General features: G+C 59.8%; 13 protein-coding genes. 4 read left to right on the top strand and 9 right to left on the bottom strand.

The genetic code is table 11. From position 1 onward, the window contains the following. The first annotated feature begins 3 nt into the window (after positions 1-3). Genes LOZ77_RS14005 through LOZ77_RS13990 form a run of 4 tightly spaced genes read left to right on the top strand, consistent with a single transcriptional unit; the run spans position 4 to position 3,647 of the window. Positions 4-1,224 (top strand): glycosyltransferase family 4 protein, encoded by a 1,221-nt coding sequence (locus LOZ77_RS14005; RefSeq protein WP_230279611.1) that lies wholly within the window; start codon positions 4-6, stop codon positions 1,222-1,224. Next, positions 1,221-1,817 carry a sugar transferase gene (locus tag LOZ77_RS14000; RefSeq protein WP_230279610.1) on the top strand — a complete coding sequence of 199 codons (597 nt, stop codon included), beginning with the start codon at positions 1,221-1,223 and terminating at the stop codon, positions 1,815-1,817. The genes LOZ77_RS14005 and LOZ77_RS14000 overlap by 4 nt, the downstream gene beginning before the upstream one ends. Then, positions 1,814-2,452 (top strand): acetyltransferase, encoded by a 639-nt coding sequence (locus tag LOZ77_RS13995; RefSeq protein ID WP_255671133.1) that lies wholly within the window; start codon positions 1,814-1,816, stop codon positions 2,450-2,452. The genes LOZ77_RS14000 and LOZ77_RS13995 overlap by 4 nt, the downstream gene beginning before the upstream one ends. Continuing rightward, entirely contained in the window at positions 2,445-3,647 is a 1,203-nt protein-coding gene (locus LOZ77_RS13990; protein WP_230279608.1) for a DegT/DnrJ/EryC1/StrS aminotransferase family protein, read from the top strand. The genes LOZ77_RS13995 and LOZ77_RS13990 overlap by 8 nt, the downstream gene beginning before the upstream one ends. Before the next feature lie 52 nt (positions 3,648-3,699). Here LOZ77_RS13990 and LOZ77_RS13985 read toward each other — a convergent pair whose 3' ends face one another. From LOZ77_RS13985 to LOZ77_RS13945, 9 genes are all read right to left on the bottom strand, one after another. Then, positions 3,700-5,112 (bottom strand): sugar transferase, encoded by a 1,413-nt coding sequence (locus LOZ77_RS13985; protein WP_230279607.1) that lies wholly within the window; start codon positions 5,110-5,112, stop codon positions 3,700-3,702. A 405-nt stretch (positions 5,113-5,517) separates the two neighbouring features. Next, positions 5,518-6,165, bottom strand: coding sequence for a hypothetical protein (locus LOZ77_RS13980; protein ID WP_230279606.1), 648 nt, complete (start codon positions 6,163-6,165; stop codon positions 5,518-5,520). Positions 6,166-6,213: 48 nt separating this feature from the next. Continuing rightward, entirely contained in the window at positions 6,214-6,729 is a 516-nt protein-coding gene (locus LOZ77_RS13975; RefSeq protein ID WP_230279605.1) for a demethoxyubiquinone hydroxylase family protein, read from the bottom strand. A 3-nt stretch (positions 6,730-6,732) separates the two neighbouring features. Then, positions 6,733-7,245 (bottom strand): disulfide bond formation protein B, encoded by a 513-nt coding sequence (locus LOZ77_RS13970; protein WP_370638015.1) that lies wholly within the window; start codon positions 7,243-7,245, stop codon positions 6,733-6,735. Between the two features lie 21 nt (positions 7,246-7,266). Next, entirely contained in the window at positions 7,267-8,619 is a 1,353-nt protein-coding gene (locus LOZ77_RS13965; RefSeq protein ID WP_230279603.1) for a S41 family peptidase, read from the bottom strand. Between the two features lie 117 nt (positions 8,620-8,736). After that, positions 8,737-9,906: a murein hydrolase activator EnvC gene (locus LOZ77_RS13960; RefSeq protein ID WP_230279602.1), complete on the bottom strand. Its 1,170-nt coding sequence runs from the start codon at positions 9,904-9,906 to the stop codon at positions 8,737-8,739. 4 nt (positions 9,907-9,910) lie between these two features. Next, the gene (locus LOZ77_RS13955) at positions 9,911-10,333 is read right to left on the bottom strand and encodes a 23S rRNA (pseudouridine(1915)-N(3))-methyltransferase RlmH (protein WP_230279601.1); all 423 of its coding nucleotides are present in this window, start codon (positions 10,331-10,333) and stop codon (positions 9,911-9,913) included. A gap of 82 nt (positions 10,334-10,415) precedes the next feature. After that, complete coding sequence (gene rsfS, locus LOZ77_RS13950; protein ID WP_370638084.1) at positions 10,416-10,805, bottom strand: ribosome silencing factor; 390 nt, start codon at positions 10,803-10,805, stop codon at positions 10,416-10,418. A 181-nt stretch (positions 10,806-10,986) separates the two neighbouring features. Next, the gene (locus LOZ77_RS13945) at positions 10,987-11,652 is read right to left on the bottom strand and encodes a nicotinate-nucleotide adenylyltransferase (RefSeq protein ID WP_230279599.1); all 666 of its coding nucleotides are present in this window, start codon (positions 11,650-11,652) and stop codon (positions 10,987-10,989) included. Positions 11,653-11,660 lie beyond the last annotated feature (8 nt).

Here is an 11,660-nt window from a genome sequence, read left to right as displayed (position 1 = left end):
ACCATGCATATCCTTTATTTTCATCAACATTTCTCGACACCTTCAGGCGCGGCCGGAATACGGTCTTATCAAATGGCGCGGAGGCTGCTCCATCATGGTCATTCCGTTACCATGGTTTGTGGCAGCTATGGCGTAGGCGCGACCGGACTGGATGGGCCGTTTAAGGGCGGTTCACGGCGGGGCATAGTTGATGGAATCGATGTTATCGAGTTTGACTTATCTTATTCAAATCATGACGGCTTTATAAAGCGGAGTGTCACCTTCCTGCAGTATGCTTGTGGCAGTCTGCGCCTTGCCCTTACCGAACCTTGCGACGTTGTATTTGCAACCTCCACTCCATTAACTGCAGCTATTCCGGGTATCATCGCCCGTTGGCTTCGAAGAAAGCCCTTTGTTTTTGAGGTCCGGGATCTATGGCCGGAACTCCCAAAGGCGATGAAAGTCATTACAAATCCAGTGGTTTTGGGGCTAATGAAAGCGCTGGAACGAACAGCATACCGCAGTGCTCACAGGTGTATTGCACTTGCCCCAGGTATTGCTCGCGGGATCGAGCAATCGGGTGTCCCTGCATCAAAGATCGCTGTCATTCCCAATGGCTGCGATATCGATCTGTTGGGATCCGGCGCGCCCGCCTGGCGCCCGGAGGGCGTCGAGGAGAACGATCTTCTTGCCATTTTCACCGGAACGCATGGGGTCGCAAACGGCCTCGACGCCGTGCTAGACGCGGCAAGCTTACTGCAGCAGCGAGGTCGAACCGATATTAAGCTCGCGTTGGTCGGTGATGGCAAGCTAAAATCCAGGCTTGTCGAACGTTCTCGACGCGAGGGGCTTGATAATGTTATATTCCACCCGCCTATTGAGAAACGCAGACTGGCAGGACTGTTGGCGGGAGCCGATTTAGGAATGCAAGTACTCACCAATTTGCCTGCATTTTATTATGGCACTTCGCCGAACAAGTTCTTCGATTATATCGCTGTCGGCCTTCCCGTATTGAACAATTATCCCGGTTGGGTTGCCGATCTTATCGCAGATAACGAATGCGGATTTGTTGTGCGACCTGACGAACCTTCGGCATTCGCCGATGCTTTGGAAGAGGCTGCTGCAGATCGTGAAGCTCTTTCCAGAAAAGGGGACAGGGCCGGCAATCTGGCGGCAAACCAATTCGATAGGACACAGCTTGCCGACCAATGGGTCGCATGGGTTATCCAAGGCGGTGGACGATGAAGCGATTGACCGACATAGTCGTGGCAGGTGCAGTTTTGGTGCTGTTTTCGCCCGTTATCCTTCTTGTTATGCTATGTGTTCGCATCGCCATGGGATCGCCTGTATTTTTTCGGCAGTTGAGGCCGGGCCTGGACGGGCGGCCATTCACAATGATCAAGTTCCGGACGATGAGCGACGCCAAAGATCCGAAAGGCACCCCCCTTCCCGATGCGCATAGATTACGACCGTTTGGCAAATATCTGCGATCGTCCAGCCTTGATGAATTGCCTGAGCTCTGGAACGTGCTGAGAGGGGATATGAGCCTTGTCGGGCCAAGGCCGTTGTTGATGGAGTATTTGCCCCGGTATAGCAATGAACAGGCTCGCCGGCACGAGGTTCGCCCCGGCATAACCGGATGGGCCCAAATAAATGGCCGAAACGCAGTTAGTTGGGAAGATAAGTTCAAGATGGATGTATGGTATGTCGATAATAGAAGTGCTTTTCTGGACATAAAGATTTTGGCTATGACTGTAATAAAGGTCTTTAGACGCGATGGCATTTCTGCCGATGGGGACGCCACGATGCCGAAGTTCGAAGGCAGATCCAAGTCTTGATAAGGCTGACAGGAGTTTATGGTGTAGGTGGATGTGGTCGTGGGATCATGCCGTTGATGCGTGACCGCATCGCTGAAACCGATGTTCAACTTGTCTTTATTGACGATAACCCGTCAGCCAGCTCGGTAAACGGACATGCCGTATGGAGCTTCGATCGTTTTTTGAATGAGCCTGCGCATGAACGTACCGCAGTATTGGCCGTGGCCAACTCGATAATTCGTAGAAGGATCGATCAACGCTGTCAGGATGCGGGCGTCGAAATTGTCGGAATTTCGGCTGCAAACAGCGTCGTAATGGATAATGTTTCGATTGCACCAGGGGCATTGCTATCGCCCTTCGTCACATTAACGTCCAACATTCAGATTGGTCGCTGTTTTCATGGCAATCTTTACTCTTATGTCGAGCATGATTGCATCATTGGAGATTACGTGACGTTTGCGCCCGGCGTCCATTGCAATGGCAATGTAACGATCGGGGATCACGCTTATATTGGATCAGGAGCGGTTATCCGCCAAGGAATCTCGATCGGCGAACACGCCGTGGTTGGAATGGGCGCGATTGTTACAAAGGATGTTCCCGGAAATACGACAGTCGTCGGCAACCCGGCCCGAATAACGGAAGGCTCACGTGCTTAACACAGGTTTTTCGCCCTGGCCCTCTTTCACCGATGAAGAGGCCGATGCCGTTGCTGCGGTCCTGAGATCAAATCGAGTCAATTACTGGACCGGCAGTGAATGTCGTTCTTTCGAAAGCGAGTTTGCCACATGGGTGGGTACAGAGCATGCCATTGCCGTCGCGAACGGAACGGTTGCACTAGATCTGGCATTGCACGGCCTGAAAATCGGCAGCGCGAACGGGGGTGCTGCCGATGATGAAGTCATCGTTACGCCCCGCACGTTCATCGCATCTGTCAGCAGCGTTGTGAATGCAGGTGCGGTTCCGGTTTTCGCCGATGTAGAGCCGGAGAGCGGCAATATCTCGGCAGCCACTATCGCACCGGTATTAAGCGCACGCACCCGCGGCATCGCCGTGGTCCATCTGGCCGGATGGCCTGCTGACATGGATCCTATCATGGCAATGGCAAGCGCGCATGATATCAAGGTGATCGAGGACTGCGCGCAGGCGCATGGCGCGCGCTATCGCGGGCGCAGCGTCGGTTCGATCGGTCACGTCGGGGCTTGGTCCTTTTGCCAGGATAAGATCATGACCACCGGGGGCGAAGGCGGTATGGTCACGACGAGCGATAAAGATGTATGGGAGCGAATGTGGGCATTTAAAGACCACGGGAAAAGCTGGTCAGCCGTGTACGAGCGCGAGCATCCGCCGGGATTTCGCTGGCTTCATGAAGGATTTGGCACCAATTGGCGCATGATGGAAATGCAGGCCGTGATTGGGCGGATTCAAATGAGGCGCATTGCTGACTGGACACACAGGCGCACGATCATCGCAAACCGGTTTCGTGAGGCTCTGGAGCAATATTCGATGGCTGTGCGCTCACCTTGGCCGGATCGAGATATCACGCATGGCGTCTATCGCTTTTACAGCTATGTTCGGCCTGATGGGTTGAAGCCCGGTTGGACACGCGACCATATTGTTGCCGAAGTCGTTGCCCGTGGTTGTCCACTATTTCAAGGAACATGTTCCGAGGTCTATCTCGAAAAAGCATTCAGCGGGACGGGATGGCGGCCTCAGCCTCGATTGCCGGTTGCGAAGGAGCTGGGAGAAAACAGTTTGATGTTCCTCACCCATCCGAACTTAACGGACAACGAAATTGATCAAATGATCAAAGTGGTCACCTCGGTTATTGAAGAGGCGGCGATCGCGTCTTGAAGGTCTTATGTCTGTACCGCATAAACGCGAATTGCGTTGTTCCTGCTAAAAGTTAGAATGCGTTCTTACCGAACAGGGACGTGAAGGTCCGGATAACCAGATAGAGGTCCAGCCAGATCGACCAGCGGTCAACATATTCCAGGTCCGACATCAGCCGGTTCTTGAGGTCGTCGGTTCGGTCCGTCGGCCCGCGGAAGCCACGGACCTGAGCCAATCCGGTCAGGCCGGGCTTCATCGAATGCCGGTTACGATATCGGGTGTCGACATCCCAATAGAGCTTGTTAGCCGCCTTCGCACTCATGGCATGGGGGCGGGGGCCCACAATGCTCATCTCGCCGCGAAGCACATTGATAAGTTGCGGCAGCTCGTCGATGCTGGTCCTGCGGATGAAATTGCCGACTTTGGTAACGCGCGGGTCGTTCTGTGTGGTCAACTGACCTGCATGCGCATCGCAGCGATCGGTATACATGCTGCGGAATTTCCGCATTTCGAAAATCTTGTTATCGCGTCCAATGCGGCTTTGGCGGAACAGCACCGGCCCCGGCGTTTCAAGTTTGATTGCAATCGCAGTCACGATCAGGATGGGCGCGCAAGCCAGCAAACCTACCGAGGCGACCACAAGATCGAAAACGCGCTTCATAAGGCGTTCACGCAGGGTGAGCGGACCGTTGCTGATGACAAGGGTAGGCAGATTATGGTGCCGCCCCGTACCAACGATGCCAAGCTCATCGTCACCTGCTGTAAGGATTTCGCCCTTTATGGCGATGCCTTTAAGCGCCGCGGACCAGTTGGCATAACGCTTGGGTTCGGTGACAACCACGATCCGGTCGGCGTTGGTTACAGCCGATGCAAGCGCATGGAAGCCATGCGGATCACTTGATACCGGATTAAAGCCGATATCATGAGCAGACAGCACGATTTCGTCGGCCGTGCCCTGATAAGGGCGACCATCGACGATCACGACCTTTGAGTAGGGGGTGCCGCTCATGTGCTTGAGCAACTGGCCGAACAGACCCAAGCGGGCCAGCGGCACGGTCAGTACCGACAAAACCACGCCGATCAGAAAGACGGCCCGCGAGATGTCATTCCCGGCCTTTAGCAGGAAAATCATCAAGGCAACGGCCGTGCTGGCGAAGACGACCGCTTGCATCGACCTTGTCACGCTGCACTCTCGCGACAGCAAAGGCTCACCACCATAGGCTGCATTGATCGCAGCGAAGCAGAAGAAGTTCGGGATCATGACCGACAACAGGGCAATGCCGTGCGAGTCCAGCGGGCTGCCCAGATAGATCAAATTGGCTGCGATGAAAGCGAATGTCAGGGCGAAAAGATCGGACATGGCCAAAGCCAGATAACAACGAATGCGTTGAAACCTCCGATCACTAACGCGCGGAAGTACTTTCCGGCTGACTGCCGGATCAACAATATTCTTCGTTACTTCGAGGTACATGTCGCTTACCACCATGCTGCAGTGCACAAACCTGTTCACTTCTCATGCTGCACTGCACACATGCGCTTTTTATGACGACACAGCAATGCCTGTAACGCGATTGCACCACCCTCTATCCGTTAAGGGTATAGCCGCTTCATCCCCTTGGACTTCAAAAATTTTAAATAAGATCAGATGGTTATGTGAATTCCCCCGGCAAAGTATGGTTAATGTCGTGCGCGACAATAGAGACAGTCCGTTGCAGGTATGCGACACAAAGGCGCGTTCGATTCGCTGCAATTGCGGTCAAATTCGCCAAACAGCGTCCACAAGACCAGCTTTAGCGCCCAGAATCGCGACGCAACTATCGGTAATTTCTATGGTTAATGCAGGCGTGCGGATACACCTTCTTCATGACCGACCAAGGCAGGTAGACGCCGGTTATTCGCCAGTATCGTTTGCAATCGGCTCAGCATCCGACGGCTCGATCACATTGCCGGTTTCGGGATTGGGGGCTTGGCCAGTGCGGCGAGCCTCGTATTCCTGCTCCAGCGCTTCGACGCGCGCCTGTTCGGCGGCGGCATCAGCGTCGATCGATTCAAGGCGGCGGGCGCGCTCTTCGGCAATCAGATCGCCAAAGCGGACGCTGTCTGCGGTTTCCTTCTCGGCATAGGCCTGCTCGATCTCGTTCAGGGCACAACCGGTCTGGCCTGCCTGACCGACCGTGGAACAGCTCATCGCGCCGGTTGCGCCGACATTGGCATTGGCCTCGACCTTATTGGCCCATGCCTCGTTCTGCGGAGCGTTGCTCTGCCGCAGATCCTGCGGCACGCGATAGGGATCTTCCTGCCGAACGCAGACCACGATCTCGCTGTCGTCGCGCGCTTCGGGGCAAGGCTGGTCGCCATAGACGATAACCTGGTTCACACGCTCCCCACCCGTCGCGCCCGTGTCCTGCGCGGCGGCGGGATTGGCCCAGACACCTGCGAATGCGAGAGCGGCGATTGCGATAGTCTTGGTCATCGTGGCGGCGCCTCCCAGCGCGTCGGTCAGCTGTCCGGCGTCGGACTTGCCAGCTTCAAAATACATCTCGGCCCGATCATAGGCCCGTTATGGCCTGAACGATAGCTGACGCGTTCAGATCCGTTTCGAAAGCGCAATCGCCGCGCGGCAACCCAGCCGGATCGCGCCCGACAGCACCGGATAGGCGGGCGCTTTTTCGGCCCCTTGCGCAATGGCGATGTCGTGATGCTCACGCTCTTCGTCGCGGAATTTCCCGACCATCGCGGAAAGTTCGGGATCGCTGTCGCCCAGCTCTTCCAGCTGCTCGGTATAATGGCGGTCGATCTCGGTCTCGATCGCGGCGGTGCAGGCCATGGCAGCCTCTGGTCCGATCAATGCGGTTACCGCGCCCAGCGCGAAACCGGCGCGGTCCCACACCGGTTGCAACAGGGTGGGGCGTACGCCGCGTTCGGCCATCAGCGCATCGAATTGGGCGCGATGCTCCGCCTCTTGCTGCGCCATGGCGGCAACTTCGCCCGAACCGGGCGCACGGTCGCCCATCACGGCCAGTTGCCCTGCATAGATCCGCGTGGCGCCATATTCGCCAGCCTGATCGACACGGATCATCGCTTCGGTATCGTCCTTGCGCATCGCTTACATTTCCCGAATTTTGCCGGAGTAGGGCCTAGCGCGCGACCGGCCCGACAGGACCAGCACGGCCACCGCCGCCGCACCCGATATCAGAAAGTTCCACCCCGCCAGCGATATGCCGAACAGGTCCCAAGGCGCGGTATCGCAGCGCACGATGGGCGCGTTCAGTATCGCCTCCAGCGGATCGCCCCCCGCGGTTGCGGTGGTCGCGCATGTGGTGATGCCTTCCCACCAGCCATATTCGACACCGGCATGATAGCCACCAAGCAGTGCCGCGATCAGAATGATCACTCCTGCCAATTGCACCATCAGCCGCTGCCCCGCGCCTTTCACCACAAAGGCCAGCGCCGCCGGCACCAGCGCCGCGAAATGGGCATAGCGCTGCCACCAGCACATTTCGCAGGGAAACAGGCCAAAGCCATATTGCGAGATATAGGCCCCCGCCAGCAAGGCAGCAGGAACGACAAGGGCGATCGCGCGGGCTGCGGCGAGGCTTGGTTCGATCATCTTGGGCATCGCTGTTGTATCGGGCTGGCCTTATTGGGCCGATCCGCCCGTATTGGTCCCGCTAAGCCGCGCCAGCCGCGTGTTGCGCAGCGTTTTCAATGCATAGTCGAGTTGGAAATCCTCGATCCCCTGCGCTTCCAGCTCTGCGGGCGTGACGTTGAAGCGGGGGTCCTGCGTCGCGTCTTCTTCAAGCTCGGCGTCTTCCAGGCTGATCTCGTTGATCAGATGGCCGCGCAGGTCGGATTCGCGGATCGCGTTCTTGGCGCGGGCGCGGGCGTCCGGGTCGGACATCTGCGGCACCTTGATATCGGGTTCGATCCCGCCTTCCTGCACCGAACGCCCCGACGGGGTGAAATAGCGCGCCGTCGTCAGTTTCAGCGCACTGTCGGCGCTGATCTGCACGACGGTCTGCACGCTCCCCTTGCCGAAACTGCGTTCGCCCATCACCAGCCCGCGGTGGTGGTCCTGCAACGCGCCCGCCACGATTTCAGAGGCGGAGGCCGTGCCCGCATCGATCAGCACCACAATGGGCACGCCCTTGGCAATGTCGCCGGGCCGTGCGGAATAGCTTTCGTTGTCGCGTGCGAAACGCCCGCGCTGCGACACGATCTGCCCGCGTTCAAGGAACAGATCGCTCATCGCCACAGCCTCGTCCAGCAGGCCGCCGGGATTGGAGCGCATGTCGAGCACCAGACCTTCGGGCATGGAGCCGCCCAGATCGCTGCGGATGCCCGCCATCGCCTTTTGCACTTCGCGGCCGACATGGGCGCTGAAGCTGGAAACGGTGATGATGCCGATCTTGCCGTCGACCGAATATTCGACCGGCTTCAGATCGATGATTGCGCGTTCGACATTGACGTCAAAGGGCTCTTCGCGTCCGGGGCGATAGATCGTCAGATCGACCGCCGTACCGGGACGCCCGCGCATCTGTTCCACCGCTTCATCCAGCGTGCCGCCATAGAGCAGCTTGCCGTTCAGATGGGTGATGTAATCGCCCGCCTTCAGACCGGCATTGTCAGCGGGCGTGCCCTTGGTCGGGGCGATGATCTTGACCACCCCGTCTTCCATGGTGACCGACAGGCCCAGCCCGCCATAGCTGCCCTCGGTCTGGGTGCGCAGGTTTTCCGCCGCTGTGCCGTCGAGGTAAGAGCTGTGCGGATCGAGACTGGCGAGCATGCCGTCGATCGCGCCGCGGATCAGCTGGTCGTCGGTCACGTCGTCGACGTAATAGGCCTTCACCCGCTGATAGACGAGCATCAGCTTGCCGAATTCGGGGGCGGAGCGGCCATCCACGGCAGCGAGGCCGGCAGTCGTCGCAGGCAGCATCGCCAATGCGGTGACCAGCGCAGCACTACGCAACAGGGGCGCAAAACGGATCGCCATCGTACAACATGCCTTTCCACGGGGCGGATCGGTGGGCCGCCCGTCGTTCATTATCGGCTCATCTTATCGCGCAGTCCGGCTTAACGCCAGATTATGCATCGCATCGCTTTTTTGGCGTCAAACGGCCAGCAACGGATGCACTGGCCTGCCCGAACGGCGCAATTCGTACAATATGCGCGGATTCCCCTGTGGCGCGCGGCGTGGAGCGCGGCCCAGCGCATCGCCCTGCTTGACTATCTGCCCTTCCTTGACCTGCGCATCGGTCAGCCCTGCGACCAGCGAGAGATAGCCGCCCTTGTGCCGGATCATCACCAATGTGCCATAGCCGCGCCATTCGCGCGCAAAGGCAATTTCGCCCGCCAGCGGGGCGACGATCGGGGCACCGGGCGAGGCCGCAATGGTCAGCCCGCGCGCCCTGCCGCCTGCTGCATCGCGTTCGCCGTAACCGGCGACAACGCTGCCCGCGACCGGCAGGCGCGGACGGATCGCAGGAACGCTTGCCGCAGGACGACCGGCAGGCAGCACGGGCCCAAGCAAGGCAGCCAGCCGCGCCTCTGTCTGGCGGTTGCGAGTCTGGGTCGCGGCCAGCGCGGCGATGCTGTCGGCCTCTACGCCCCGCAGGGTGGCTTCGCGGCGCGCCTCTCCCGCCGCGGCCTGCAATGAACGCGCGGCAAGGCGGCCTTCGGCTCCGCTAGCGCGCAATTCGGCGCGGCGGTCGGCCAGTTCCCTGCTGGCGTCTTCACGCGCCGCGCGGGCAGCGGCGCTGCGCTCGGCCAGAGTGCGCATTTCGGTCAGATCGGCGCGTATATTGCGCGTTTGCTGCGCAATTTGGGGCGTGATCGCGGCCACCATGGCGCGTGTGCGGACATAATCGCGCACCGAAGAGGGACGCAGGACCAGCAAAATCATCGGACGCAGCGCCAGTCGCTGCAGTGCGGCCATCATGCGCGACAAGGGCGCACGCTGGCGGGCGAATCCCTCGCGCAGGAAACCCAGCCGGTCGGCCGCCATGGTCTCTTGCTGGCGGGCTTCCTCTATCCGCGCACGCGATGCGGCGATCTGTGCGGACAGGGCTTCGGCCTCCGCTTCGGCCTTCAGCGCATCGTCCTGAATCCGCGCAGCGCGCTCTGCCAATATGCGCGCGCGGTTCTGGGCAGCGATGCGCGCTTGCTGCGCCTCGGCCAAACTATCGGCCGAAATCGTATTGTCCGCGATCTGCGCGGCAGCAGGCACCAAGAGGGCCAGAACCGCAACAGGCACCGAAGCCAGCAGGACAGCGCGCCGCATCGCCCTAGCCCGACCGGTGATAGGGGTGGCCCGCGATGATCGTCGTCGCGCGGTAAAGCTGTTCGGCCAGCATCGCGCGGACCATCAGATGCGGCCATGTCATTGCGCCGAAACCCAGCAGCAGATCGGCCTTGTCCCGTGCATCGTCCCCGTGGCCGTCGGCTGCGCCGATCAGAAAGCGGGCCTCGCGCATGCCGTCATCGCGCCAGCGGCCCAGCAGGGCGGCGAAATCCTCGGACGACATCAGCCTGCCGCGTTCGTCGAGCAATATATCTTTGGCAGGGGAAAGCGGGGCAGGGATCGTGCCCCCCGTGTCGGGCAGTTCGGTCAGCTTGAACGGCCAGGCGATGCGCTTTTCATAGCGCGCAACCAGCTCCGCCTCGGGCGAGCGGCCGATCTTGCCGCGAGCGATGACATGGAGCCGCATGGCTTCGTGCTATCGCCCCCGACACGATAAATCCAGCAGGTGCCCGCCCGCATGTGGACGGGCATCCTGCGTCATGGTCGGGTCAGGCGTTGCCGCCCTCGCCAAAGCCCCACATCCTTTCAAGGTTGTAGAAGCTGCGCACTTCGGGACGGAACAGGTGGACGATCACGTCGCCTGCGTCGATCAGCACCCAGTCCGCCGCGGGCAGCCCCTCGATCCGGACCGAGCCGAAGCCTGCCTGTTTGGCGCGTTCGCCCAGTTTCTGGGCCATGGCGGCGACCTGACGGCTGGAACGGCCGCTGGCGATCACCATGTGGTCTGCGATAGAGCTTTTGCCTGCGAGCGGGATCGAAACGATGTCCTGTCCCTGATCGTCGTCCAGCGATTTAAGGACGAGTTCGTGCAGACTTCCGGGTTCTGCGTCGAATTCGGCAATGTCACCCGTCGGTACGAAACCGGACTTTTCCGGCATATGTTGAGCCTGATTCATAGGGGTATTCTATACTCCTTTGGCTGCATGCCCACTGAATGCGTTTTTAGGGAATCGGGAACAGCCATTTGCGCGCGCCCTGCACCCGAAACGGGCAAAAGGCAAATAAAGCGCGCAGGGGCAAGGCCGGGCGCAGGGGTTGGCAGCACCGGTATCCGGGCGGTCAAACCCCGATTCCTTCCCGGATATCCGCCATGCTGTCGTGCTTTATGGGCCGGTGCGTCACCGCGTCGCGCGGCGTTGCAGCAGCATAAGCGGCAGCCCAGTCGGGCCATGCCTTGCGCCGGGCCGTGGCCGAGCGCGGATCGGGATCGAAACGCAGGAACACCAGTGCCGGCGCGCTCCATCTTCCCCGTTTACGCAATCTGGCGGCCGGTACACGGTAGCGCCGGAGCCAGGCCATGGCGGGGCTCGTCATGGCGTCCGCATCATAACCCGGGCGGGCGATGACCGCAATCGGCATGGTCCGCGCTATCAACCGCCAGTCGCGCCACAGGTGGAATTGCGCCAGATTGTCGCTGCCCATCAGCCACACGAATTGCCGTTTGGGATAGCGCCGCGCCAGTTGCCGCAACGTATCGGCGGTATAGCGTGTACCCAGTTGCTGTTCGATCGCGGTCACGCGGACCGGCGCGCGCCGCGCCTGTTTGCGGGCCGAGGAAACGCGCGCGGACAGCGGCGCCATGCCCTTCGCGGCTTTCAGCGGATTGCGGGGAGAGACGAGCCACCACGCCTCGTCCAGGCCCAGCGCATCCATGGCGAATAATGTTATCCGGCGGTGCCCGCCATGGGCAGGGTTGAAGCTGCCCCCCAATAGTCCCGTTCGCATCCCCGCTG

It is taken from the genome of Croceicoccus sp. Ery15, assembly GCF_020985305.1.
GTDB lineage: Bacteria > Pseudomonadota > Alphaproteobacteria > Sphingomonadales > Sphingomonadaceae > Croceicoccus.
The sequence above is the reverse complement of the archived record's forward strand: the minus strand, read 5'-3'. Positions and strand labels throughout refer to the sequence as shown.